Consider the following 26453-nt stretch of genomic DNA (forward strand, 5'->3'; position numbering starts at 1 on the left):
CGCAGACTGTCCAGATAAGGCCACGAGTTCCTCCTTGCCATAGGCCGCCGATCCAAACCGGCCCGACTGATCCCGGCCCAACCGGCTGCCATGGCCAGTCCAGTGGCCAAGCTCATGCAAAGCCGTGCGATACCAGTTCACCGGATCATGATAGGCTGCCTGCGCTGGCACCTGCACATAGTCCTGTGACGGCGAATAGAACGCCTCCCCGCCGCCGATCCGGAAATCCGCTCCCGTTGCGGCAATAACCCGGTCGGCCTCGGCAATCGCCATGACCGGATCGGGCAGGGCTGGAACGCTGGTCAGATTCTCGGAAAGCCCCTCGCACTGGTCGACGTTGAACACGGTGAAGCGCTTGAGGAAAGCAATAGTCCGTGCCTCGCGATCCTCGCCCCGTGCCTTCTCGGCTTCGTTCTTGGGCGTGAAACGGTCGGCATAGCAGATGACCGTTCCCTTCTCCCCGCGCCGCACATGGCCGCCAGCCTTCTCGGCCTGCCTGTAGGTCAGCCAGCGCTGCGAGCCGTATCCCTGTTCGATCTCCGAGGCCCACAGGATCAGCACATTGATCCCGGAATAGACCCGGCCAGAAGCACCATTGTGCGGCATCGTGCAGGGACAGCGCGCGGCATCCCAAGGCTGCACCCATGGTAACCTTCCTTCCTCCAGCTCCGCAATGATCTTGGCAGTAACCTCACCATAAAGGCTCTGACGGTCTGACGTGCTCATGGTCCTTCACTCCTTCCAAACCGCCATTGACCGGCGCCAGGGTGGCGGGGGGCGGCAGGAGCGGACCAGAAGCCCCGCCGGCTAGTGGCGGGGCGCACCCGAAGGGACGAAACGAAGTGGAGGACCCGGGAGCGAAGTGGACGGGTTGCGCCCCGTCGAGGCGGGGCTAGAGGGCAGCGACGCCCCCCGCCACCTTGACGCCGAAGGCCCTACGCCGCCGCGCCCAATGCGCGGCGACAACTGACGGGATGCAAGGAATCCCGACCGGCCGGCTCAGGGCGGGCCGGAACGCGTCAGGCGATCGCAGCGGCTACGCCGACGAGACGCCGCAGGCGGCTCGGCTGGAGCGCAGCGGAAGTAGAGCGCGGTTAGGCCGGGACGGCCTGAGACGCCACAACCTCACCTTGCGAAAATTTAATCGAACGTAGCGTGGAGCACTCTACGGACGCCAGCGGAAAGACAGGGATGGGATAGCGCAGAAACCGCAGAATCTCATGATCTTGACGCCTTCCGACTGGATCTCAAATCTCTTGCCCGGGGAGCAGAACGACCGGCTACAACTTAGGAGATCCATATCATGACCGACCAGCCCCCCGACCGCATCCTTCGCCTCAACACCGTCCTCGACCGCACCGGCCTGTCCCGGGCGACGCTCTACCGCAAGATCCAGGACGGCACCTTTCCAAGGCAGGTCCGCATTGCCACGCGCTGTGCGGGGTGGCGGGAGTCAGCCGTCAACGAGTGGATGCGCAATCCGATGTTCTATCGGGTCGAGGAAGCCAGATACGGACTATCCTGAGTGACCGAGCCTGGGACCTTCGCGACGGTCAGCTTCGGAGCAATAATTTTAGGATAGCTGACGTTCCCGGCTTCCGGCACCGGTGTCGGCTCGCGCCGACAAGTACGAACCCGCTTCGCGGGAGGGCGCAATCAGGCCGAGCACCATCAACGGCTCGGTTTCGGCGCTGCGCTTCCTGTACAACGTCACGCTCAGGCGGCGCGATCTGGCGCGGGCGCTGGTCGTCACCCGCGTCGTGCCCCGGCTGCCGGAAGTGCTGAGCGTCGAGGAGGCCGCGCGGTTGCTCCAGTCGGCGCCGGGCATGAAGTACAAGGCGGCACTGGGCGTGGCCTATGGCGCGGGCCTGCGCGTGTCGGAGGTCGCCCATCTCAAGGTCGACGATATCGACAGCACGCGCATGCTGATCCGCGTCGAACAGGGCAAGGGCGGCAAGGACCGCAACGCCATGCTCTCACCCCAATTGCTCGAACTTCTGCGAATGTGGTGGCGCGAGGGCGGAAAGCGCGGGGTTCTGATCCCGCATGGCTGGCTCTTCCCCGGCCAGAATATAACTGACCCGATCTCGACCCGGCAATTGCACCGCGCAGTTCAGGAGGCGGCAGAGGTGGCCGGCATCCGCAAGCGCGTCAGCCCGCACACCCTGCGCCATTCCTTCGCCACGCATTTGCTCGAACAGGATGTCGATATCCGCGTGATCCAGGTCTTGTTGGGGCACAGCAAGCTCGAGACCACCGCGCTCTACACCAAGGTGTCGACCCGCACGATCCACGCCGTGTCGGGCCCGCTCGACCAGTTGATGGCGCTGATGGAAGGCAAGACGCCCGCCGGATGAGCCGGTGCGCCCCGACCTCGAGGTCGCGGACATCTTCCGCTCTGCCGGGCCGGCCTACCGGGTGACCCATGCCGGGCACCTCAGCCTGCACCAGCTCAAGGTGATGTCTGCGATCGAGACCTGCCGCACCGCGGCCTTGGGCGGCCACGTCGAGGCCTGCCAGGACTGCGGGCACTGGCGGATCGCTTTCAACAGCTGCCGCGACAGGCACTGCCCCAAGTGCCAAGGCGCCGCCGCGCGCACCTGGCTGGCCGAACGGGAGGCCGACCTGCTTCCCGTCGGCTATTTTCACGTCGTCTTCACGCTGCCCGCCGAGGTCGCCGACATCGCCTTCCAAAACAAGGCGCTGCTCTACGACCTGCTGTTCAAGGCGGCGTCGCAGACGATGCTGACCATCGCTGCCGATCGCCGGCATCTGGGCGCCCGGATCGGCATCACCGCCGTCCTGCATACGTGGGGATCGGCGATGACCCATCATCCGCATGTCCACATGATCGTACCGGGCGGCGGTATCGCGCTCGATGGCACGCGGTGGATCTCGTCGCGTCCAGCCTTCCTCCTGCCGGTGCGTGTGCTCGGGAAACTGTTCCGCCGGCTGTTCCTCACCCGGCTGAACGCTCTTCATGACGCAGGACGGCTCGCCTTCTTCGGATCCATGGCCGATCTGGCCGATCGCCTATCTCTCGCGCTATACCCACCGCGTCGCCATCTCGAACCGGCGCCTCATCGCCTTCGACGAGAACGGCGTGACTTTGCGTTATAAGGACTATCGCCGCGATGGGCCCGAACGCCAGCGGGTCATGACGCTGACCGCGCACGAGTTCATCCGGTGCTTCCTGCTTCACGTCCTGCCGCGCGGCTTCCATCGCATCCGCCATTACGGCCTGCTCGCCAGTGCCACGCGCCACGACTATCTCGCGCTCGCCCGCCGCCTGCTTGCCGTCACGCCGGAGACGGAGGCTCCAGGGCCCGAAGCCGAGCCCGACACCTGCGCGCCATGCCCGTGCTGTGGCGGGCGCATGATCGTCATCGAAACCTTTCCGCGCTGGAGCCAACCCCGCGCGCCGCCCAGGCCCGCCCCGCCGATCCGGGAGCGCGCCGCATGACCCGGCATGGTCCGCCTGCCACCATGGCCCCGCAAAGCGCGCGGTGGTCAAAGGGCCGACTTGCCCCCGGCACGCGCCGCGCTCACGTCTGCTCCTGGCATCAACGTCGACAGCGCGACAAGCACACCTTTGGGGCGCCCAGCCTCGCGTCCATGCGCTTCTGCCGTACCTCCATCAAAGCGCGCACTTCACCCCGCCAAACCACACGAAAGCACAAATCCCCATAGCCCAGCCTATCGGGCCCGCGGGTTCCTGCATGGGAGGCTTTCGTACGCAAGCGCCCGAAAACCTTCACCAAGCCGGCCTTTCCCACGTCCACGCCGGATGTCCGCTATGCCCCCAGAGCACGAACATGACGTAATCGCGGAGGGTGCCGACTGAGGCACAATCACGGGATTACTGAAAGGTTGGTTGCCCTCCGATAGGATGAAGAACGGGCTCACGATTTTGGACCGGGCCCAGCATCACATGGAGGAAAACCGTGGATCAGCATATCGGACTCGACGTTTCCCTGAAAGACACTTCGATATCGGTTCGTGAGAATGGCAAACGCATTTGGCGCGGTAAGTGTGCATCTGACCCAAGCTCCTTGCAGACTTGATCCGCAAGCGCGCACCCCGCGCAAAACGGGTGGTTTTCGAGACGGGGCCACTGGCTGTTTGGTTTTACCACGCTTTGATCGCAGAAGGTTTGCCAGCAATTTGCATCGATGCGCGCCATGCCAAGGCCGCGCTGGACATGGCCGCGAACAAGACCGACGCCAATGATGCTGATGGTTTGGCTCATTTGGCCGAGGTGGGTTTTTATCGGGAGGTTCGCGTCAAAGGCTTCGACAGCATGCTCATGAGGACGCTGATCTCTGTCCGACGCCAGCTCATGAAGATACGGGTGCAAATGTCGAACCAGATACGCGGACTGCTGAAGACTTTTGGCCTTGTGGTTCCCAAGGGCGCCGGCAGCGTCTTTGAGCGCAACGTCGTTTCTCTTCTGGAAGGCGAAGACAATCTGGCGCGCATCATCCTGCCGCTTCTAAAAGCCTGGAGTGATATCCGGCTTCGCGTGGCGGAGTTGACGAAGCAATTGGTCGTCATGGCTGGTGCAGACCAACGTTGCCGTCTGCTCACCTCGGTGCCTGGCGTGGGCACGGTCACTGCCACGGCCTTTGCGGCTGCGGTCGAGGATTCTATCAATTTCAAGAACTCGCGCGCCGTAGGCGCCTGGGTGGGGCTGACACCGAAGCGATATCAATCAGGCGAGGTTGATTACGAAGGTCACATCTCGCGGCGTGGCGACGCCAGGCTACGCACGCTGCTGTACGAGGCAGCATCTGTGATCTTGAACAGGTCATCTGAGACCAACGCTTTGCGAACGTGGGCATTGGCGCTGAAGGAGCGGTTGGGATTCAAGCGGGCAGCTGTTGCGTTGGCCCGCAAACTGGCAGTGATCATGCACTCAATGCTGAAGACGGGCGAACTGTTTGATCCCAATGCAGGAGCCGCCGTCCCCGCCTGATCAGCAGACGCAAAAGCCATCATTCTCAATACATTCATCAGTTTGCGCCCTCGCGGGGCGCATCGAGCCGTCCCTGCCGGGACGCAGTTGGGATCATTCCGCGAAGCGGGAAGCAACTGCCTTTGCTGCGGATTGCGTCACGAACATAGGAAGATCTCCGCTACGTCACCCCAAGCGACCCTCCCGCGGAGCGGGTTCGTGCTATGGGTCGACTGACGCCGTAAGACGCTGGCCGCATAAGCGTGCGCTGTCTCAACACGCAGCGAAAACTCTGTCAGTTCAGAACACGTCCGCGCTCATTGTCATGATCGCTTCTTCACCCGCAACAATGCTGGCGGCCAAGCCGACTGCCTGCGGCAGAATCCGCGTTGCGAAGAAGTTCGCTACATGGATTTTCGAAGCATGGAACGAAGTTTCGCCTGACGCAGCCGCCATTGCCATTCGCGCCCACATCCACCCGAAGGAGACTAACGCAAACAGGCGCAGGTAATCGACCGCTGCCGCGCCGAGCGCATCGACGGTCCCACCGCGAAGTTCTGCTGTCGCCTCACGCAGCAGTTCCAGCGCCTTGCCGGTACGTTGCGCGACCAAGGACGCCGCTTCTACTTGTGCGGCCTCGACCAGATCGGCTTCGACAAGGTCGAAGAACCCTTGCGCAACCGTACCGCCGGCCATCGACAGCTTGCGGCCGACAAGATCCATAGCCTGCACCCCATTGGTGCCCTCGTAGATCTGGGCAATGCGCGCATCGCGCACATATTGCTCCATACCCCATTCGCGAATGTAGCCGTGGCCGCCAAAGACCTGTTGGGCCTGAACCGCGCTTTCGAAGCCGAAATCGGTGAAGGCTGACTTCACGACCGGAGTGAGAAGCGCAACCAGTCCATCGGCCCTGGCGCGCTCGGTCGCATCGGGGTGGGAATGCGCACGGTCTAGCTGGAGGGCAGTCCAGCCAGCGAGCGCCCGCCCGGCTTCAACGAAGGCACGGACGTTAAGCAGCATGCGGCGAACATCGGCATGTTCGATGATCGCAATCGGTCCGCGCGAGCCGTCCGCGCTGCGACCCTGCAGGCGCTCGCGGGCATAGCCAGCGGCTTGCTGGTAGGCAGCACCTGCAATGCCCAGCCCCTGGATCCCGACCATCAGGCGCTCAGCATTCATCATCGTGAACATGGCGGCCAGACCGCGATGCGGCTCGCCAACAAGCCAACCAGTCGCCTCGTCATAGTTCATCACGCACGTCGGCTGCGCATGGATGCCCATCTTCTTCTCGAGCGCGCCTACCGACATGGTGTTGCGGATCGTGAAAGCTCCATCACCATCGGGCAGGAACTTGGGCACCAAGAAAAGGCTGATCCCCTTCACTCCGTCAGGAGCATCGGGAAGGCGTGCAAGGACGAGGTGGACGATATTGCCGCCAAAATCGTGATCGCCAGAGGAAATGAAGATTTTCTGCCCACTCACGGCATAGCTGTCATCGCCCTTGGGCACAGCTTTGGTCTTGAGCAGTGCCAGATCGGTGCCTGCCCCGCTCTCGGTCAGCGCCATGGCCCCTGTCCACTGGCCGCTCACCATCTGCGGCAGGTACATTGCTTTCAGTTCATCACTGGCATGGGCGGCAATCGCCTCGGTTGCGCCGCGGGTGAGACCCGGGAACAGGCCGAAGGAGAGATTCGTCGCCGACATCATCTCATCGAGCCAGAGCTGCAGGATAAAGGGTAGCCCCTGCCCTCCCCACTCGGGATCGGCAGAGAGTGCAGCCCAGCCGCCCTCGACGAACTCCCGGTAGGCGTCAGCAAATCCAGCGGGAGTCTGCACTGCGCCACCGACAAGTTGGCTGCCTTGCTCATCGCCCTCGCGGTTGATCGGAGCGAGCGTCTGTGCGCAAAGCTTGCCGGCTTCTTCGAGCACCGCGTTGGCGAGGTCTGCGTCCACATCCTTGCCAAGCTCGGCCATGACACCATCGAAGCCGAGCACATCTGTCAACAGGAAACGGTAGTCATCGACTGGGGGCGTATACTCGATCATCGCATCACTCCGAATTTGACGGAGTGCGAGTTGCACCAAACACCTGTTACAGTCAATTAGCGACGAACACGACCGCCGGGTCAATGCCCGCCAGATCAGCTATTCGTGACGGAACACTGCGACAATCTGCTCTGCAATTTGTACAGGGGTCAGCCTGCCAGGGCGGAACCAGTCGCTGGCCGAATTCAGCTGCGATAGCAGTAGGTTGCGATAGATCGACCGATCAATCTGTGATGGAAGCGGCAAGGCATCCACCAACGAGCGAAACAGCTCCTCGAATTTGTCACGTCGCGCGATCAGCGCCCCGCGTATTTCGTCGGGCACTTCACGAAAATCATTCATCATCGGCATAGTTAGGGAATCGGGCGCTAGCTGAATATCAAGCAATGTCGCGCAGGCCACCTCCAGCCTGAGCCACGGCCCCTCTACATTGCTGACGGCCTCCGCAATTCTCCCCTCCGCTGCGTCAAGCGCGGCATTATGAAGCTCCAGAAAGAGCGCATCCTTGGACTTTATATGATGATAGAGCGATCCGCCAAAGACCCCGGCCTGCGCCCCGATGTCGCGAAGGGACGTTCCGCGATATCCCTTGCGAGCGAACAATTGGGCCGCAATCTCGAGAATTTCGCGCTTGCGAGGGCTGATATTGACCCCATAGCTAGCGTCATGGTGAGTCCGAGAGGGGTTCGATCGAGATTGCATGGGCTCTTTCATAAGTTCGCGACATAGCATTTTTGCCGATATATCCCGGACCCAAGAATGTCAGAGCCCAAAAAATCAGACAATGAATCGGCAAATTGGCTTCAGCGAGTTGAACTGACGGCTTGAACAGATTGCGGAAAAAGGGCGCCGGATCGCTCGCCACCGCGCCGATTTTCAAGGCGCGGGGTGAAGGCCTCGCTCATTTCAGGGTGAAATTCGAAGATACCGGCCATATTGGCGCGGTCTTGGTGATGTGAGCGGCACGGTTAGGCCGCGGCCAGCAGTTTCGACAGTCTGATGAGGTTGTAGGCGGCAGCGGTGAGCGTGAAGGACCATCCAACGCGATCCTGGCCTCGATGGCGGGTCTTTCGCATGGTGCCGCAGGTCTTTGTCCATCCGAACACCTCTGTGATCCGTTTGCGAATCTTCTGGGAGAGACCGTAGCCGGGATGGCGTGTCGTGCGCCCGTCGATGGCAGAACGCCGGTTGGTGTTGTTCTGGGCGACGTGCGGAGTGACGTCCATCTCACGCAGCGCCGCGACGAAGGCGGCGGTATCATAGTTCTTGTCCGCCCCCAGTGTAATCCGACGACGCCCTTCCATACGGCCCAACATGGTCAGCGCGGCCTCGCGTTCGGCGGTGCCGGTGGCGTGGGTGAGGATCGCATCGACAACGAGGCCGTTGCGGTTCTCCATGAGGACATGGCCCATGTGGCACAGCTTCGCGGCCTGGCCACGCGCCTTCTTGAACAGCCGGGCATCGGGATCGGTGGTCGATGCATGGGTTGCATTGCTGCGCTTCTCGCCCCGAAAATTGCGTTCGGCATTACGGCCGGTCAGTGCTGCTGCCTGCTCGCCGTGGCTGGAAACCGGCCCATCGTCATCGTCATCCTCGGGGCCGCCCTCATCCCTGGGCTTGAAGCTCTTCACGCTGGCCCACGCTTCGATCAACGTGCCATCCACCGAGAAATGATCGCCCGAGAGAAGCGCCTGCACACGCGCCTGGCTGATGATGGCCGACAGGAGCTTGGCGGCAACGTCCCCGGCCAACAGCCTCTCGCGGTTCTTAGTGAAGACCGTGACATCCCAGATCGGCGCATCCATCGCCAGACCGACGAACCAGCGGAAGAGCAAATTGTAGTCCATCTGCTCCATCAACTGGCGTTCCGAGCGGATCGAATAGAAGGCCTGCAGCAGCAAGGCCCAAAGGAGTTCCTCGGGCGGGATCGAGGGCCTCCCGATCCGGGAATACAGGCCGTCGAAATCCGCAGTCAGCACCTCCAGCGCTTCATCAACGATCGCCCGGATCGCGCGAAGGGGGTGGGTCGCTGGCACCCGAGCCTCGCAGCTCACGTACGAAATCAGCCCCTCGCTCCGTTCATCACCGCCGCGCATCCCGATCCCTTCAACATCAATCTACGCGATCCCGGAACCAGTAATGGCACCTCAGCGCAAGCGCCTTCTTCCGCAGCCTGCTAATCTTACCGCGTCACAAATGACTCGTTCATTCTGGCGCAGCATGGACATCGTGTCAGGCGTCGCGCCACTGCTGTGGTCAGCATTTTACGCAGCGTTGCGATCGAATTCGAGGTGTGGCGTTCGGGCCGTATCGGTATGTCCAAGGGATCGCGAACCACGGGGAGCCGGAGTTTCTTCGCGGTTCCAGGTAAAGGCAAATCCTGAGGGGGAAATCGTCTCCCGTTCGGAGATCAGGAATCCGTAGGCTGCGATGCACAGGCTGGCATGATGGTGGAAGCCACGCCAACCCCGCCCTTCGTAATGGCCAAGGCCCAATTCCTGCTTGAGGTCTCGATAATCTCGTTCGATCCGCCACCGCATTTTCGTCGCCGAAACGAGCTCATGTAGTGTCGTCGTTGCCGGCAATGTTGAGAGCCAATACTTGCTTGGCTCTTCATCGCCCTCAGGCCATTCGACGAGGAACCATTCTTCTGCTCGTGGCTGGGTAAGATTATAGTCTCTGGAGGCGACACGAAGGCGCACTGCAGCAAAGCGATACCAGCTCGACATTGCTTCCTTCGCGCCATGCGATGGTCGTCCACGCGTCGGCCGGCAAGTCTATCGCCAATGCTTTGGCTGACTGCGGCTTGTGAGCTTTGCTTCGTTGCACCAGCTTGGGAGCCTTTGCCGCTCCATGGCTTGGCCGGCAGCAGCCCTTCGCCCGGACGTCAAAGACTGACTGTTGGCTGGACGCCAACCGAATATGTGAGACCCAGATCGGTCAGCCCCTGGCGAAACTGGCCATCCGCGCCGTACCCTGCATCAGCAAGCACGATACCCACTGGCGTCTGTGAAGCGAGCGCAGAGCGGACTTGATCCATCGCAATTTGGGGCTTGGTCTGAAACACCACCTCGTCCGGTATCTTGGCCTTTCGGCGTCGTTCTGCGTCATCGAACCAGATCTCTGGAAGGTAAAGTCGCCAGGCGACCGGCAAACTCGCACCCTCATTGGCAATGGTAAGGCTGACGGCAACCTGGCAATTATCCTGCTTGCCGAGTTGGCCACAATATTGACGGGCGACACCAACCGAATGTTGTCCCTTCTTCGGGAAACCCGTGTCATCGATGATCCAGGCAGTAATCGGCCCGCCTCGCTCGATCATTCGAGGTAAGACCCAATCCTGGACACGCCGCATCAGTGCTTCATCAGACCACGGCGCTTGCCCTACAAAATGCAGCAAGGACTGATGCTTGGCTGATACGCGTGCCGGTGCCGTCACTGCTGCCAGCGGCTCCACGCTCTTGCGTGCCACTGGCATCATCAGGCCTGTGCAATAATCTCGAAGAGGCTCTGCACGATCCGTATGCCCGATAACTTCCGTCAGTGCGTCGACATATTGATCAAACGCGCTTACTGCATTCTCGTTGGTCGTCACCATACCGCTGATCCATCGCTATGAATCAGCAGCCTATCACAACCCAATCACCAGCGAATCCCCCGGCTGACGATTTTTGTGACTCAGTAAGACTAAAGCGGGACGCTCTCTTATGTTCGTGATCAAGAGCCTTTTGCATGTTGCACCCTTTCCGTCGACAAATGACGAAGCGCTGAAGTTTTGAGGCTGATGCGCAAAGTTGGGAGCAGAGCTTTCGACGACGATTGGCATACTCTTATCCGCGGGTTGGATACCGCATTTCCGTAGGTTCGTCTGGGGCTGCCTCGGTCTAAAATCGGGCATCGACTGACGTCGGCCACATAGAGTCCGCGAGGGTTCCCCACCGGGGCTCTGCTCCCAACTTTGCACATCAAGCAGATGATGATTCAGGTCCCGTTCGCTCCTTCCTTTTCAACGTTTTACCGGCGATGGCTCTTTTACGCCTGAGGGCTCGGTGCCACCTCTCGACCGATTGCCCACAGGAATGCCGCCATCTCGCGCGCAATCGCGGTTACGACGACGGTCTTGAGCTTGCCCGCCATGATCAGCTTACGATAGCGGGCACAAAGCCGGATCTGGCCTTTCTAGGCGATCTCCCGCACCGTCCTTGGCAGCCCTTCAAGTCGAGCTTGGATGGTCGAACTCACGCGGGCGGGGAAGCGATAAGTCCAGGCCCCCTCGACGAGGACCCGGCGTGCGCGTGAGTTGCCAGCCTTGGTGATCCCTGCCCGCTTGACCCGCTCTCCGGTCGAACTCTCGGACGGCACGAGCCCCAGATAGGCCATCAATTGCCGAGGATTGTCGAAGCGGCGCACATCGCCGATTTCCACGCCGAAGGTCACCGCCGTCATGAATGCGACTCCGCGCATCGCCTGAAAGGCGGCGACGACCGGCGCCATCGACCATGAGCCCGCGGTCTCGGTAACCTGCCTGGTCAGTCGTCGGAGACGAACTTCTGCATCCTCGATAGCCTGACGATATTCCACCAGGACAATATGATGTGCAGGATGGTCGAATTGCAATTCAGTCAGCCACCGGCCATGCGCACGCGTCCATGGCCTGCGTCCAGTGTAGACCCGCCCGTGACGCAGCAGGAACAACTGGAGTTGCTGACGAGCCCGTTTCAGCGCCTCACCCGCCGCTTCCCGGGCCCTCACCAGATCGCGCACTGCTTCATGCGCGGAGTCGGGAACCCACACAGCAGTCAGCTCGCCGGCGCGATGTAACCGCGCCAAGCTCACTGCGTCACGGCGATTGGTCTTAACCCGATCGCCTGGCCGCTTCGGCACCAACGATGGAGCGACCACCACACACTCATGGCCAAGCTCGATGAACTGGCGATGGAGATCGTACCCTGTAGGGCCAGCCTCGTAGCAAAGGTAAAGCTTCGCCCCGCGTTTCTCCAGCTTCGCCACCAGGCCTGCAACCGATGCTGGTTCAGACGAAATGTCGCCGAGAAACCGGACATCACCGGTTCGCCCGCCATCTGCCACCGCAACGGAAATCTTCAACTTCGACGTATCGAGTCCGATGAAAAGTTCGCTATATTTGTCCATGGCTCGTCCTCGCCTATGCTTGGGGCAAGGCTCTGGACCATCCAGAGCAACCCCCGATTTCAGCATATTGCGAGGACGGGCTTTTCTCATCCCGCGAACATACGGTCTAAATGGTGTATTCATGCGCCATGCTGACATCAAGCTGGCTGAAGGCGCCGCCCGCGCCAGCGTTTCGTTCACACAAAGCATCATGTCGAACGATCCGATGGAGGATGTTGCCCGTGTTGCCAACCTGCTGCGCTGGTGGCAGCTCCATGTCTTTGGCGGCGCGGAAGTCTGGCAGGAACTGGTCAACCGGGCGGCACGCATCGGCTGCGAAGCGTTGGTCCTGACTTCAGTCATTTGCCGTCCTATAGAACAAAAACGGCAAGAATGGCCTTTCTATGCTGTCGCGAGCGCGCGCAGATATCATCAATGGTAATTCATGGATTCAAATTTTCTCGGTCAGTTCCGGGACCAGTTTGAACAGGTCGCCGACGATGCCGATGTCGGCAACCTGGAAGATCGGCGCGTCCTCGTCCTTGTTGATGGCGATGATGGTCTTGGAATCCTTCATGCCGGCCAAGTGCTGGATCGCGCCAGAGATACCGATCGCGATGTAGACTTCGGGCGCGACGATCTTGCCCGTCTGGCCGACCTGGTAGTCGTTGGGGACGTAGCCTGCGTCGACCGCAGCGCGGCTGGCGCCGACGCCCGCGCCCAGCTTGTCCGCCAGCGGCATGATGACCTGCTCGAACGTCTCGCCGTCCTTCAGCGCACGGCCGCCCGACACGATGACTTTGGCGCTGGTCAGTTCGGGGCGTTCCGACCTGGCGATTTCGCTGCCTTCGAACGCGCTGGTGCCCGCATCGGCGCTGTGCCCACCGAGGCCGCTTACTGCCTCAACCGTGCCGCTGCCGCCTTCGGCCGCCGCCTTGTCGAACGCGGTGCCGCGCACCGTGATGACCAGCTTGGGATCGCTCGATTCGACCGTGGCGATCGCGTTGCCGGCATAGATGGGCCGGGTGAACGTGCGCTCGCCTTCGATCCCGACGATCTCGGACACCTGCATCACGTCGAGCAGCGCGGCCACGCGCGGGGCGATGTTCTTGCCGGTGGTCGTGGCCGGTGCCAGGAACGCGTCGTGGTGGCCCAGGAGATCGACGATCAGCGGCGCCACGTTCTCGGGCAGCTGGTGTTCGTAGGCCGGATCGTCAGCCAGATGGACTTTGCCCACGCCCGCGATCTTCGCGGCCGCGTCGGCCACCGCCGCGCAGCCGCTGCCGGCGACAAGCAAGTGAATTTCGCCCAGCTTACCGGCGGCGGTGACGACGGCGAGCGTCGCGTCCTTTACCGCGGCGTCGTCGTGTTCGACCAGAACGAGTGTTTTCATTGCGGTAATCCTTTTCGTCCCGGGTCAGGCGATGCCATGGAACGTTAGCTGCATTTCAAGCGATGCCGAGGGCCTTCATCCTGGCGATGAGTTCGTCGACGTCAGCGACCTTTACGCCCGCCTGCCGCGCCACCGGTTCGGCGACTTTCAGCGTCTTCAGCCGCGGCGCGGTGTCGACACCGTAGTCGGCCGGGCTCTTGGTCTCGAGCGGCTTCTTTTTGGCCTTCATGATGTTCGGCAACGAGGCGTAGCGCGGCTCGTTCAGACGCAGATCGGTGGTGACGATCGCCGGCATCGCCAGCTTCACCGTTTCCAGCCCACCGTCGACCTCGCGCTTCACCGTGACATGGCCGCCGTCGACCGTCACAGTGTTGGCGAAGGTGCCCTGCGGCCGGCCCATCAGCGCAGCGAGCATCTGTCCGGTCTGGTTCGAATCGTCGTCGATCGCCTGCTTGCCAAGGATCACCAGGCCCGGCGCCTCAGCCTCGGCGATGGCCTTGAGGATCTTGGCGACCGCCAGCGGCTCGACATCGGTGCCGTCGTCTACCTGCACCAGGATCGCCCGGTCCGCGCCCATCGCAAGGCCGGTGCGCAGCGTCTCGGTCGCTTTCGCCGGGCCGATAGACACGACCACCACCTCGCTCGCCGCGCCCTTCTCCTTCAACCGCAGCGCCTCTTCGACCGCGATCTCGTCGAACGGGTTCATGCTCATCTTCACGTTAGCCAGATCGACGCCCGACCCGTCGGCCTTCACGCGCGGCTTCACGTTGTAGTCAATCACCCGCTTGACGGGCACGAGGATTTTCATCGAGCGTCTCTCCTCTACGCCTTCATGACCGGCGCAGAAATTTCTGGTCATTAATCACATTCAACGCGACCACGCACCCCAGATCCGGAGATTGAGGCAATCACGATCGATAGCTCAAACGGCAGAATCCTTGTCGGTTTCTGCGATTTACGAGCTTCCTTGATCCTTGATCTTCCAACCGTCGACATCCGGTTCGAAATGGAGGCCAGTAGGGCCAGAGAAGTGACTGCCCAACACAAGCACGTCGTTGTCGCACCACTCGTTCAGGAACGAACGCCGGGTCTCGTCCGCCGCGATCGGATCGACGCAAACGTGTGAGCAGACCTTGGTATGTCGGGCCTGTACCGGATGATGGATCATATCACCCGTGATGACGGCATACTCTCCCTTTGAGGAAATGCGGATGCTGCAGTGCCCCTCAGTATGTCCTGGCGTCGGGACGAGGCTGATTTCGTCACAAACGCGATGATCGACCTCCACGAAATCGGCCAGGCCAGCATCAAGGATCGGCTGGATCGAATCCTCAAAGGTATTGATCGAGGTTTGCCAGGTATCTGCCTTGGCAGCTTCGAACTCTCCCTTTGCGAAAAGGTAGCGGGCGTTGGGAAACGTCGGCGTCCACTGTCCGTCGACAAGGCGCGTATTCCATCCGACATGATCGAAATGGAGGTGCGTGCACAGGACGACATCGATGCTCTCGGGCGGAAAGCCCGCCTGCTCCAGATGTTTCAGGAACGGTCCGTCGCGCATATGATAAATGGCGGCCCCCTCCCTGTCTTTACCGTTGCCCAGGCAAGGATCGACCATGATCGTCATCCCGCCGACTTCGAGGAGGAACGCCTGAATGTTCATCATGATGTTGCCATCAGCGTCCGCGTGGTCGGGTATCAGCCAATCATATTTCTGGACCGTTGCGGTATCAATCTGGAGAAGCAAATCAGGCGGCAGCGTCACCTTCTCCACTTCGATCACGCGGGAAATGCGGACATCTCCAATCTGCCAACGGCTGAAGACGATGTTATCGGCCATTTCGATCATTAGTTGAACTCCGATACAAGAAGCGGTTTTTCAATATTGCCACCCACTGGCGCGAACGATGCCGAGCCAGAATCGCGTTCCTGCGATTGCATGCGAGTGGTGCGCGGCCTCCCGGCAACGTTATGAATATTCGGGAACCAAGAACGCCTTCATGGTTCCGAAATTCCGTGACCGAACGGCCTGCCTGAGACGAAAAACCTCATTTTTCGCCATACCCGGTTCAATATTCAAAGCGCAATTCCGCACCGAGCACCCGCCCCTTGTTAAGCGGCGTGAAACTGGTTCCTGCAAATAGTGGATTATTCATTCCGAAGTTCTTCTTATCCAGCAGGTTTTTGCCGTACACAGCAAACGTCACACCCGTATTGCCAATACCGATAGCCAAATTGGCATCAATCTTGTCGGTCGGCAGAAGCTTGTAAACGTTGATGTCGTTCGAAAAGGCAGAATCGATGTGCTGGTAAGATAGCCTGGCCGAAATTTCGTTCGCGCCGACTTCGGTGCGATAAAGAGCCGATGCACCGTACGACCATGGTGACAGGTATGGCAACTCAAGGTCGTACTGGTCCGGCGTGACCACGCCGCCATTACGGAAGCCGATGCGGATTTCGTCGAACTTGCTGTCCAGGTAGCCCACATTGCCTGACAGTTGCAGGCTGTCGGTAACGTCGTAAGTCGCCTCGAACTCGACCCCCTTGATGGTCACGTCGGCCGTGTTGACGGTCGTCTGAATATTACCGAGCACCGGATCGAGGATGGCGAGATCGCGTTGCAGGTCCTTGAACTTGTTCATAAAAGCGGCCAGCCGGAAACGGAGGCGGCTGTCGAAAAGCTTTTGTTTCCAGCCGATCTCGAAGCTGTCCGCAACTTCCTGGTCGTAAGGTCCCGGCGGTGCGGACTTGGTAACGTGGCGCAAGTTGTAGCCGCCCGAACGGAACCCCCTGGTATAGGTGCCATAGATGTTGGTCAGGTCGGTCGGGCGGAAGGCGAAACCGAGCTTGGGTGTGAAGGAGTTCCAGCTCTTTTCGCCCGAGAAATCCATCAGTGGACAGGAATAATCATCGGTATTGCATCTGGCGAAAGGCGTAAGGGCCTGCGTCACCGCTTTCTTCTGTTCTTTCGAATAGCGGGCACCGAGTATCAACGTCAGCGTGTCCGTCACTTTGACGTCGAAACTGCTGAAGAATGCGTAAGTCCAGCTGTCCTGAACGCCGCCGCCTTCGAGATGCAGTTGATTGGGCGTCGCAAGATCACGAGTTTCGACGTAGCGCAGCTTATCGGTGTAGTAGAAAGCGCCGAGCGTCGCGGATACCGGCCCGAACGTACCGGCATAACGCAACTCATCCGAAAGTTGTTGTTGGCGGATATATACGGCCAAGTGAGCAGTGGGCGGGGTCGGCGAGGAATCGATGTCGCCGAGCGAGTTTGAATCGACATGCCTCCACCCGATGATGTTCGTGATAACACCGTTGCCGATCGCCGTTTCCAGGTTCGTTTCCAGCGTGACGTTAGTGAACTTGGAATCGTTGAAACCCTCCTCGTTCAGCGCCACCCGGAAATCGTCCTTGTCGGGGAAAAGGAACTGGTTCTGAGTGACAACGCCGTCGCCACTGGACTTGCCGTATTCGAAGCGCAGCACAGCCTCGCCCGGACCGTCGGGCTGGAGTCCCAGTGCACCGTGCACCAGAGTGGTCTTGCGCTTACCGAGGTGGTTGTTGCCGTTGGCGATATTCTCGAAATAGCCCTCGTCGCGGTTATGGAACGCGCCAAGTTTCGCCGTGACCATGCCGTTGGCGGTGATCGGTCCACTGACGAGTGCGGAGGCGGTGTAGTTGGGGCCGCTCTCGATCGCCGCCCGCGCCGAAATACGCAGATCATCGGTCGGCTTGCGCGTAGTGATCAGGATCGCGCCGCCCGTGACGTTGCGACCGAACAGAAGACCTTGTGGTCCGCGCAAGACCTCGATCGATTCAATGTCGAAGTTATTGGATAGCGCGACCCCGGCGTTGGCGCCCAGATAGACACCGTCAACAAAGACGCCGACCGTCGGCGTCGACGAGGGGATCGAGCTATAGATGCCCATTCCCCGGATTGAAAAATTGTTCACGCCCGGGTTGGTGTTCTGGTTGTTCAGATTGACGTTCGGGACCAGCGCACTCAGATCCGCAATCGTCTGGATGTTAGCCTGCTGGAGCTGGTCTGCGCCAAGCGCTGTTACGGCAACGGCGCTGTTCTGCACGCTCTCGCCAACCGCGCGCTTGCTTCCGGTGACGATGATTTCTGATTCGTTAACAGGTGTCCCGGAAGACTGAAGGACGGCAGCCGAGGCCGTATCTTGCGGCGTCATGCCACTTGATTGCTCGTTCTGCGCAAAGGCAGTCTGCGAAGCGAAGATAGAGAAGACCGATGCGCAAACACAGCTGCGCGCAATTACCGTGCGTTTCATGACAACTCCCAGGACCTTTATGGTTCTCGAAGATCGAGCATATGCATTCGACCGGATGAGCGGGCATACGCAAAGGGCATCGTCGCCATAATCCCTGCGTATTGTCGAAGGCTTATTGGCCAGGCCGGCCAGTCGGTCAGGCGCCGACCGGCTGGATCAGTTGTTGCGCCCGCTGAACAGCATCACCATGCAGGATGGCGCCCAAGCGGGGCATTGCCGCAATTTGTGGGGCGATCTCGGTCACTTTGCGAACGAATCCCTCCGCCTTGCGATCTTCCAGTAGCACGGTGCGCACGACGAGGCTGATGACCCTGCGAATCTCTGGCCTGATCGGCAGGATCGCCATCGTTCCCTTCAACATCTTGCCGTAGAAGCCGCAGGTCGGCAGCAAAGAATACCCAAAGCCCTGTTCGACCAATTCGATGATGGTTATCGCGCCGTCCACCTCCATCGCGGGCCGGAACTGGTGCTTCGCGCGTGTAAACGCCGAATCGGTAAGGTGACGCAAAGCATGGTTCTTGGAAGGCATTATGAGATCGAGTTCGGCAAGATCGTCGATAGACGCGAAGCCCTTCTGAAACAGCGGAAGCTGCGCTGCGGCGGCGTTCCCCACCAGAAACAGCGGCTCGATCCACAAGGGAATGATGGTCACGTCGGCGTGTTCGTGGCTAGGCGCGTCCACGATTGCGATATCGAGCATTCCGTCGAGAAGCTGGTCGGTGATGTGCCGGCTCACGTTCTCTACGATATGCAGCGAAACGTCGGGATAGAGCGCGTTATACTGGCGCAGCAATTCGGGCATCATGATCTGGGCCAGCGGGTATTGCGCGGCGACGTGCAGACTTCCGGTCACATGATCGGAAAAGGTCGCGATCTCACGGCGGATATCGTCAAGCTCGGCCTCAAGAGTATCGGTTCGCCGCACCAGGACCTCGCCCGCCGGCGTCAGCGCTACGCCGCGCGGGCTTCGCCGCAGCAGCTGCACGCCAAGCTCATGCTCAAGCTTCTGGACCTGCCGGGTCAGAGCCGGCTGGGCTATGCGGAGATGCGCGGCCGCCTTACCCATCGTGCCATGATGGGCGATCGCTTTGAAATAGCGAATTTCCTTTAGGTCCATGACGTCCTCTCACCTTGCCTACGCCATGCGTGCAAGCGGCCATGCACGGTGTTGGCAATTGTCATGCCCTGACTGGCATGTATCAGAAACGAGACTGAACCTGTGGCGCCAGCAAGTCCAGCGCTACGAATGATTTTGCCGCGATTGGCCAGTGCCGGCCGACTGCGGATCAGGCGAGATCGACTTCGGCGCGCATGCATTCGGCACCATCGGCGTCGAGCGACCACATTTCGTATCCTCCTTCCCTTTCGGCGAGGCACAGCTGAAAGGGCTTTCCGGCAACGAGCGGGCGTACAGCCCTGAAGGAGAAACGCAACGGCGACCGTTCCGGGCACCGGGCGAGCGCATGATAAAGCAGCATGGTGGCCTGATACGGTCCATGCACCAACAGGCCCGGATACCCTTCGACGTCGCGGGCGTAATCAAGATCGTAGTGGATCCGGTGACCGTTGAAGGTCAGCGCGGAATAGCGGAACAGGGCGACGATATCGGGATCGACAACCTGTGTGAACTGCGACGTTCGATCGCTCGCCTTGCCGGCCGAATAGGGCGGCGCGTTCTCCAGAAACACGATATCCTGTCGTTCGCTGATCGCGTCGCGACCGGCGACCGATATGACGTGCGAGACGGTTACGAAGACAAGCGCCCCCGCCTTGCCGTTCTTGCGCTCGAAATTCTCGACAACCGTGCGTCGCACCGCTTTTTCCCCAAGCGGTGCGGGTTCGAGGAACTGCACCTCACCACCGGCCCACATGCGGCGCAAGAACGTGCTCGCGCCATCGCGCAGGGGATGGCCATCGGCGCCCATGCGCGACTGTCGGTCCGCAGGAAGGAAATGGAGCCAATGGCCAAGCGGCGGCAATGCTCCTGGCTCCCCGGGCAGGCGGTCGACATCGAATAGCGCGGCGAGCCGTTCGACGGCTGACGCGCTGAACATGTCTTCCTGGTGCTGGTCGACCAGGGCGAAAGCTGCCGCCTGGGCCGCGATCCGCGTACGGCTCGCCTCGGTTTCGACGTTTGTCATGGCGCCGCCCTTTCCATCATCCACTCTCTCGATCCTCGAATGCCACGATACGTCGGTCAAGCTCGATAGCGTTTCGGCATGTATAGCATTGCGCGACAGCATCACTTCGGTCTGCGCGATCTCCTATGGTGGCAATTAATACCCGCCTTCCGCGCCGCGCGTGGCAAGGCAGGCGGTGGAGCGCCGGCCGAAATTGCAGCGGCGCTGGATGCAGCACGGAGGATGCATGAAGATTGGTATCGTGGGCGCGGGCTATGTCGGCCGCGCTGTTGCCGAACTGGCGTCAAGAGCCGGTTGCGAGGTCAGGATCAGCAATTCACGAGGCCCGCGCACGCTGTCGTCCGTCGGGGTCGCGACGGGGGCGACCCCGGCGACGATCGAAGATGCGGTCGCTTTTGCGGACATCGTCTTTGTTGCCATTCCCTTCGCCAATCGCGAAGATTTGCCCGCCGAGCTCTTTGCGCGCAAGATCGTGATCGATGCGAACAACTATTACCCTCAGCGCGACGGTAATATCGACGCGCTCGACGCGATGACGACCACGACCAGCGAGTTGATGCAGGCAGCCCTTCCCGGCGCACGGCTCGTCAAAGGGTTCAACGCCATCCTCGCCACCGACATCGTGCCGGACGCGCGACCGACCGGCACACCCGATCGCCGCGCCTTGCCGATCGCGGGAGACGACGCCGAAGCGAAGGCTGCGGTCGCACAGTTTCATGACCTGATCGGGTTCGACGCCCACGATGCGGGAAGCCTGGCCGACAGCTGGCGCTTCGAGCGTGCCAAACCAGCTTATTGCGTGGCCCTTGACGAAGACGGACTCGTAGCCGCGCTGGCGGCGGCGGATCGCGCCGAAGAGGCAGCGGAAGGGTCCTGGCGTGGTTGAACCGCGCACGCTTGGCCAAGTGAATATGTTTCATCAAATACCCGGCCTGCCTGGCGAGCACGGGCTGATTACAGGAAGCACCGCATGACGCAGATCGCGGCGAAGGCGAGATCGCCCAAGGTATCGCTGGACGACAAGTGGACCCGCGAATCCGGCCGCGTCGTGATGAACGGGTCGCAGGCCATCGTGCGCACGATGCTGGAACAGAAGCGTCGCGACAGCGCGGCTGGCCTCAATACGGCGGGCTACGTCACGGGCTATCGCGGCTCTCCCCTCGGCAATGTCGATACCGCGATGTGGTCGGCCGGAAAATATCTCCAGGCCGCCGACGTGCTGTTCAGGCCCGGCGTGAACGAGGATCTTGCCGCCACCGCGGTTCGCGGGACGCAGCAGCTCGACGCGGTCGAGGGGGCGCGCTTCGACGGCGTCTTCGCCGCATGGTACGGCAAGGGGCCCGGCGTCGATCGGTCAGGCGATGCATTCAAACATGGAAATTATGCGGGTACGCATCGCAACGGCGGCGTCATCGCCTATTTCGGTGACGATCACGTCGGCAAATCGTCCACCGTCTCCCACCAGAGCGAGCAGGCGATGGCGGCCAGTTCGATCCCCTGCCTCTACCCGGCGAATGTGGAGGAGTTGCTCGATCATGGCCTGATGGCGATCGCCATGTCGCGCTATTGCGGGCTGTGGGTCGGGGTCAAGTGCGTCACCGAAGTGGCCGAGCAAACCGCCAACGTGGACCTGGACATGTTGACGCGGCAATACGTCCTGCCCGAAACCGATGATGCCACCAACGTGCACATGAGTGCCGGCACCTTCAATCCGCTGGGTGAAGAGCGGGTGGTGGTGGAACACCGCCTGCCGCGGGCTCAGGCCTTCGTCCGCGCCAACCGCATCGATCGCACCATTTTCGATCCGGTGGCCGACGGGATCGGCATCGTGGCTTCGGGCAAATCGTACGGAGATACGCGGAGCGCGCTTGAGCTGCTGGGCATCGACGAGGCACGCGCACGGGCGCTGGGTGTCTCGCTATACAAGGTGGGCTGCATCTGGCCGCTGGAACCCGCCGGGCTTACCGGATTTGCAGAACGGCAGGCCGTCCTGCTCTTTATCGAGGAAAAAAAGGCGTTTCTCGAAGCGCAGGCCGCGGCGCACCTCATCAACATGCCCGGCCGCCCGCTTTTCGTCGGCAAGCAGGACGAGGACGGCCAAGCGCTGTTCAGCACCGTCGACGCGCTCGAACCTGTCGACATCGCGAAGATCATCGTAGGGCGTCTGGATCGGCTGGGTCGTGCCGATCGGGCCTTGCATGAGGCGGCGGAGCAACTGCCGGCAAGCCAGTCGGTCGCGGGCTCTGGTCCTGCAGGGCCAAAGCGAGCGCCATACTTCTGTTCGGGCTGCCCGCACAACCGTTCGACCAAGGTACCCGAAGGCAGCACCTCGATGACCGGCATCGGCTGCCACACGATGGTCAATTTCGTGCGCCCCGACATCGCTCTCCTGCCTACGCAAATGGGAGCGGAAGGCACGAACTGGGTAGGCCTTGCGCCTTTCGTCGACACTCCGCACATGTTCCAGAACCTGGGCGATGGCACCTATTTCCACTCAGGCCTGATGGCGATCAGGGCCGCGGTCGCCGCGGGGACCAACATCACCTACAAGATTCTGTACAATGATGCTGTCGCGATGACCGGGGGGCAGCCGGTCGACGGTTCGATCTCGGTTGCCGAGATTGCGCGGCAGGTGCAAGCCGAAGGGGTCGGCGAAGTCATCGTGCTCAGCGACGATCCCGATCGTCACCGCAATACCGGCCTGCCCGCGAATGTCAGGGTTGGCCACCGCGACGAGCTTGACGCCGTCCAGCGCCACTTGCGCGAGGTGAAGGGCACCACCGTCCTGATCTACGAGCAGACCTGCGCCGCCGAGAAGCGCCGTCGCCGCAAGCGCGGCCAGTTCCCTGATCCGGCCAAGCGGCTGTTCATCGCCAAGGAGGTATGCGAGGGCTGCGGCGATTGCTCGGTCCAGTCGACATGTGTCAGCCTGACGCCCGTGGAGACCGCGATGGGCCGCAAGCGCGAGATCGACCAGTCGAGCTGCAACAAGGACTACAGCTGCCTTAACGGCTTTTGCCCCTCCTTCATCACCGTTCGCGGCGCCGAACCGCGCAAGCCGAGCGCGCTGGAAATCGACGAGGCGAGGTTCGCCGCGATCCCGACGCCCCCCGTCGCGCCGCTGGATCAGGATGGCTTCGACATCATCGTGGCGGGCATCGGGGGCACCGGCGTCGTGACGGTCGGCGCGCTGATCGGGATGGCGGCCCACATGGAGGGCAAGCGCATGTCCTTGTTCGACATGACCGGGCTCAGTCAGAAGAACGGTGCCGTATACAGCCACGTGCGCATCAGCGACGGCGCGCGCCGTCCGGCGACGCAGCGCATCGCGCGCGGCGGCGCCGATCTTCTGCTCGCGTTCGACATGGTCGCCGGAACCGGGGCGGAAGCGGTCGATACATTGCGCATGGGCAAGACACGGGCCATCGCCAATACCGACCTTACCGCAACCGTTGCCTTCCAGTTCGATCGCAGCGCGCAGCTCGATCGGTTCATGCTCTTGTCAAAATTCGAGAAGCTGGTCGGCAAGGATGCGATTTGTAGCGTCGATGCCTCGTCGCTCGCCCGCAAGGTGCTCGGCGACACCATTGGCGCAAACATGTTCATGGTGGGCATCGCTGCGCAGATGGGTCTGCTGCCAGTCGGTGTCGAGGCGCTCGAAAGTGCGATCGAACTGAATGGCGTGTCCGTCGGCTTCAACCGCAAAGCGCTGCATCTCGGTCGTCTCTACGTTAGCGATCCCGCTTTCCTCGAAAGCCTCACGCGCTCCGATACCGACCGGCCGGAAGTCCTGCCGACCGGCCTTGACGAGATCGTCGCGCATCGCAGCGCTCATCTGGAACAGTACCAGAAGGCGGCGCTGGCATCTTCGTACCGCGCTCTCGTGAGCAAAGTCGCCGATGCAGAGCGTGCGGTCGCGCCGCAGTCCGAAGACCTCGCCGTCGCGGTTGCGCTCAACTACGCCAAGCTGCTCGCCTACAAGGACGAATACGAAGTTGCCCGCCTGCTCACCTCGCCAAAGTTGCGCGAAGAACTGGATCGAACCTTTGCCGACGGTGGGCGGATCAGCTTCAACATGGCGCCGCCGATCCTCAACGGAGGGGAAATTGACGGACGCCCGCGCAAGCGCGAATTCGGACCATGGATTCTTCCGGTCCTTCGGGTGATGGCGAGGATGAAACGGCTTCGCGGCAGCGTTCTCGATCCCTTTGCAAGAAATCCCGAAAGAAAGCGCGAGCGCGCGCTCATCGCAGAGTACGAGGCACTCGTAGAAAAGACCGTCGCTCGGCTGACCGCCACCAATCTCCCCGTAGCGGTCAAGCTGCTGTCGCTTGCCGACATGATCCGCGGATTCGGTCCGGTGAAGGACGCGGCGATCGACCAGTACAGCCAGACGCTCCGTACGCTGGAGGCACGTTTTCAGGAAGGCGGGCAGGCGCAAACTGCACCGGCCCCGGTGATGGCACCGACGGCATGAGCGTCGACACGGATGAAATCGTTGCCGCGCTGGGCGTTATCGTCGGCGCGCGTCATGTCCTGGTCGGCGAGGACGTATCGTCCCGGTGGGACGGCTATCCGCCGGTCAGCCCGGTCGATGCCGCCTGCATCGTGCGCCCGGCCGACACGTCGCAGGTCTCGGCCGTCCTGTCATGGTGCAACGACAACGGCGTTAGCGTCGTGCCGCACGGCGGACGGACCGGACTTTCCGGCGGAGCCCGCGCGCGCGCGTCGGACGTGGTGATCTCGCTCGAAAGGATGCGGGCGATCGGCGCGCCGGACAAAGCTGCCGGAACGATCGTCGTCGAAGGCGGAGCCATCATCCAGGCAGTGCAGGATGCAGCTCTGGCGCAGGGGATGATATTCCCTGTGGACTTCGGTGCGCGCGGGACGGCAACCGTGGGCGGCGCCATCGCGACGAACGCCGGCGGCAACTCGGTGCTGCGATATGGCATGACCCGCGACAACGTGTTGGGGCTTGAGGCGGTTCTTGCCGATGGCACCGTGATCGACGCGATGAACACCCTCATCAAGAACAACACCGGGTACGATGTGAAGCAACTCTTCATCGGGTCGGAGGGAACGCTTGGCATCGTGACCCGCGCCGTCCTGCGCCTGCAGCCGCAAGTACCCGCGACGGCAACGGCCTTCCTGGGGCTCGACAGCTTCGACCAAGCGCTGTCCCTGCTGTCGCATGCGCGGTCAATGGCCGCCGGCGCGCTGTCCAGTTTCGAAGTCATGTGGCCGTCCTTCGTCGGGGCCGTGGAAAGCGTAGGCAGGAATAGCTCCCCATTGGAGGGACGGCACCGCTTCTACGTCCTGATCGAAGTGGGCTGCGCAGATGCCGAACAGGTCCTTCAGGACTTGATCGAAGACGCTTGGCAACAAGGGATTGTAGCCGATGCGGCCATAGCGCAAAGCCTTGCACAGGCGGAGAGTTTCTGGGCGCTGCGTGACGACATCGAAGCGCTCATGCACGCGCTTTCGCCCGCTTTCGCTTACGATGTGAGCCTGCCCCAAGGGCGGATGGACCAATACGTCGTTGAACTCGAGGCCGCCTTAAGCGAACGCTGGCCGGAAGCGCGCGCGGCCGTGTTCGGCCACATGGGCGATGGCAACCTGCATATCGTTGTCTCGACCGGTTCGGCCGATGATCACGCGCTTGTGGATGCGCTCGTCTACGCGCCGCTCGCGCAATGGGGCGGCAGCATCTCAGCCGAACACGGCATTGGCCAGGACAAACGCGCGTGGCTTGCGATCAGCCGCTCGCCGGCTGAAATTGCCCTGATGCGGCAGACCAAGCACATGCTGGACCCGCGCGGCACGCTGAACCCCGGCAAGGTGCTGCCATGCCCCTGATCGAACTGGTCACGATTGACCTGGTCCTGTGGAAAGGCCGCGACCTCGCCGCCAAGCTGCGTGACCGGTTGACGGGCGCTCCCGACGGCCACGCGCTGGCATGCTGGCTGACCGACCTGGGCGTGCAGCAGCGCTTGTATCTTTTGCGAGAATGGCAAGATGCCGCAGCCATGCTGGCCGAGCGCAGCGCGCTTTTCCGATCCAGCGATCCGTTCGGGGCGGGCGATTGTATCGCTTCGCTTGCGTTCGGCACCTGGGAGCGGTTCGATTTCATGCCCCCTGCCCCGCCGCTGTCGCGCGACGATGTGTATGAATTGCGCTTCTACGACTTGCACGTGACCGGTCTCGCTCCCTCGCTGGCGGCATGGCGCGCGGCGATTGACGCGCGTCACGCGATTTCCCCAATCGCGTGCGCCATGTCCTCGCTCGACGGCCCATCCAGGCTGCTGCATGTCATCGCTTACGAAAATCTCGATGTACGAACCCGATTGCGGCGGCAACTTTACGCCGACGGGCTATGGCCCCCGCGCGGTGCGCCGGAACAGATCCGCCATGCCTTCGCCGAAACCGCCACTCTGGCGTTCGCGCAGGGCGACTGAACAATTGTCGCGCAAACGCATCGTCTACCGGAGAACATC

The 26453-nt window shown here is 61.5% G+C and carries 18 protein-coding genes and 4 pseudogenes; 10 read left to right on the forward strand and 12 right to left on the reverse strand.

Annotated features, from left to right (window positions below):
• The coding region (locus J3474_RS15720; protein ID WP_207094810.1) for an ArdC family protein at nt 1–726 on the reverse strand (726 nt) is incomplete at its 3' end.
• A 577-nt stretch (nt 727–1303) separates the two neighbouring features.
• Between J3474_RS15720 and J3474_RS15725 the strand changes: the two genes are divergently transcribed.
• The 4 genes and pseudogenes from J3474_RS15725 (at nt 1304) to J3474_RS15740 (ending at nt 4975) form a co-directional block, all read left to right on the forward strand.
• Nucleotides 1304–1525, forward strand: a complete 222-nt coding sequence (locus J3474_RS15725) for an AlpA family transcriptional regulator (protein ID WP_207094811.1) — start codon at nt 1304–1306, stop codon at nt 1523–1525.
• Between the two features lie 82 nt (nt 1526–1607).
• Nucleotides 1608–2357: a tyrosine-type recombinase/integrase gene (locus tag J3474_RS15730; RefSeq protein WP_207094812.1), complete on the forward strand. Its 750-nt coding sequence runs from the start codon at nt 1608–1610 to the stop codon at nt 2355–2357.
• 4 nt (nt 2358–2361) lie between these two features.
• Nucleotides 2362–3463, forward strand: a pseudogene (locus tag J3474_RS15735) (transposase).
• Nucleotides 3464–3944: 481 nt separating this feature from the next.
• Nucleotides 3945–4975, forward strand: a pseudogene (locus J3474_RS15740) (IS110 family transposase).
• A 279-nt stretch (nt 4976–5254) separates the two neighbouring features.
• On the opposite strand, the gene J3474_RS15745 reads toward J3474_RS15740, so the two are convergent.
• The 5 genes and pseudogenes from J3474_RS15745 to J3474_RS15765 form a co-directional block, all read right to left on the reverse strand.
• Nucleotides 5255–7003 (reverse strand): acyl-CoA dehydrogenase C-terminal domain-containing protein, encoded by a 1749-nt coding sequence (locus J3474_RS15745; RefSeq protein WP_207094813.1) that lies wholly within the window; start codon nt 7001–7003, stop codon nt 5255–5257.
• A gap of 99 nt (nt 7004–7102) precedes the next feature.
• Nucleotides 7103–7705 (reverse strand): TetR/AcrR family transcriptional regulator, encoded by a 603-nt coding sequence (locus J3474_RS15750; RefSeq protein WP_376706541.1) that lies wholly within the window; start codon nt 7703–7705, stop codon nt 7103–7105.
• Between the two features lie 266 nt (nt 7706–7971).
• Nucleotides 7972–9099 carry an IS5 family transposase gene (locus J3474_RS15755; protein ID WP_207094814.1) on the reverse strand — a complete coding sequence of 376 codons (1128 nt, stop codon included), beginning with the start codon at nt 9097–9099 and terminating at the stop codon, nt 7972–7974.
• A 168-nt stretch (nt 9100–9267) separates the two neighbouring features.
• A pseudogene (locus J3474_RS15760) lies at nt 9268–10601 on the reverse strand (IS701 family transposase).
• 434 nt (nt 10602–11035) lie between these two features.
• A pseudogene (locus J3474_RS15765) lies at nt 11036–12154 on the reverse strand (IS110 family transposase).
• Between J3474_RS15765 and J3474_RS22745 the strand changes: the two are divergent.
• A complete protein-coding gene (locus J3474_RS22745; RefSeq protein WP_256437845.1) occupies nt 12153–12575 on the forward strand; it encodes an alpha-hydroxy-acid oxidizing protein in 423 nt (140 codons plus the stop codon). The pseudogene J3474_RS15765 and the gene J3474_RS22745 sit on opposite strands and share 2 nt — an antisense overlap.
• A 9-nt stretch (nt 12576–12584) precedes the next feature.
• Here the strand turns inward: J3474_RS22745 and J3474_RS15775 are convergent, their stop codons facing one another.
• The 6 genes from J3474_RS15775 to J3474_RS15800 form a co-directional block, all read right to left on the reverse strand.
• Nucleotides 12585–13526: an electron transfer flavoprotein subunit alpha/FixB family protein gene (locus tag J3474_RS15775; RefSeq protein WP_207094816.1), complete on the reverse strand. Its 942-nt coding sequence runs from the start codon at nt 13524–13526 to the stop codon at nt 12585–12587.
• Between the two features lie 55 nt (nt 13527–13581).
• Nucleotides 13582–14334: an electron transfer flavoprotein subunit beta/FixA family protein gene (locus tag J3474_RS15780; protein ID WP_207094817.1), complete on the reverse strand. Its 753-nt coding sequence runs from the start codon at nt 14332–14334 to the stop codon at nt 13582–13584.
• 147 nt (nt 14335–14481) lie between these two features.
• Nucleotides 14482–15372 (reverse strand): MBL fold metallo-hydrolase, encoded by an 891-nt coding sequence (locus tag J3474_RS15785; protein WP_207094818.1) that lies wholly within the window; start codon nt 15370–15372, stop codon nt 14482–14484.
• Nucleotides 15373–15592: 220 nt separating this feature from the next.
• Entirely contained in the window at nt 15593–17818 is a 2226-nt protein-coding gene (locus tag J3474_RS15790; RefSeq protein WP_207094819.1) for a TonB-dependent receptor, read from the reverse strand.
• A gap of 136 nt (nt 17819–17954) precedes the next feature.
• Nucleotides 17955–18935 carry a LysR family transcriptional regulator gene (locus J3474_RS15795; RefSeq protein ID WP_207094820.1) on the reverse strand — a complete coding sequence of 327 codons (981 nt, stop codon included), beginning with the start codon at nt 18933–18935 and terminating at the stop codon, nt 17955–17957.
• A 169-nt stretch (nt 18936–19104) separates the two neighbouring features.
• Nucleotides 19105–19959 carry an acyl-CoA dehydrogenase gene (locus tag J3474_RS15800; protein WP_207094821.1) on the reverse strand — a complete coding sequence of 285 codons (855 nt, stop codon included), beginning with the start codon at nt 19957–19959 and terminating at the stop codon, nt 19105–19107.
• On the opposite strand from J3474_RS15800, the gene J3474_RS15805 reads away from it, so the two are divergent.
• From J3474_RS15805 to J3474_RS15825, 5 genes are all read left to right on the forward strand, one after another.
• A complete protein-coding gene (locus J3474_RS15805) occupies nt 19958–20098 on the forward strand; it encodes a hypothetical protein (RefSeq protein WP_207094822.1) in 141 nt (46 codons plus the stop codon). The genes J3474_RS15800 and J3474_RS15805 overlap by 2 nt on opposite strands.
• 21 nt (nt 20099–20119) lie before the next feature.
• The gene (locus J3474_RS15810) at nt 20120–20845 is read left to right on the forward strand and encodes an NADPH-dependent F420 reductase (RefSeq protein ID WP_242528437.1); all 726 of its coding nucleotides are present in this window, start codon (nt 20120–20122) and stop codon (nt 20843–20845) included.
• Nucleotides 20846–20929: 84 nt separating this feature from the next.
• Nucleotides 20930–24436, forward strand: a complete 3507-nt coding sequence (locus J3474_RS15815; RefSeq protein WP_207094823.1) for an indolepyruvate ferredoxin oxidoreductase family protein — start codon at nt 20930–20932, stop codon at nt 24434–24436.
• A complete protein-coding gene (locus J3474_RS15820) occupies nt 24433–25815 on the forward strand; it encodes an FAD-binding oxidoreductase (RefSeq protein WP_207094824.1) in 1383 nt (460 codons plus the stop codon). Before J3474_RS15815 ends, J3474_RS15820 begins: the two co-directional genes overlap by 4 nt.
• Nucleotides 25806–26414, forward strand: a complete 609-nt coding sequence (locus tag J3474_RS15825) for an NIPSNAP family protein (RefSeq protein WP_207094825.1) — start codon at nt 25806–25808, stop codon at nt 26412–26414. Before J3474_RS15820 ends, J3474_RS15825 begins: the two co-directional genes overlap by 10 nt.
• The last annotated feature ends 39 nt before the right edge of the window (nt 26415–26453 follow it).

The organism is Novosphingobium sp. PY1 (assembly GCF_017312445.1).
Classification (GTDB): domain Bacteria; phylum Pseudomonadota; class Alphaproteobacteria; order Sphingomonadales; family Sphingomonadaceae; genus Novosphingobium.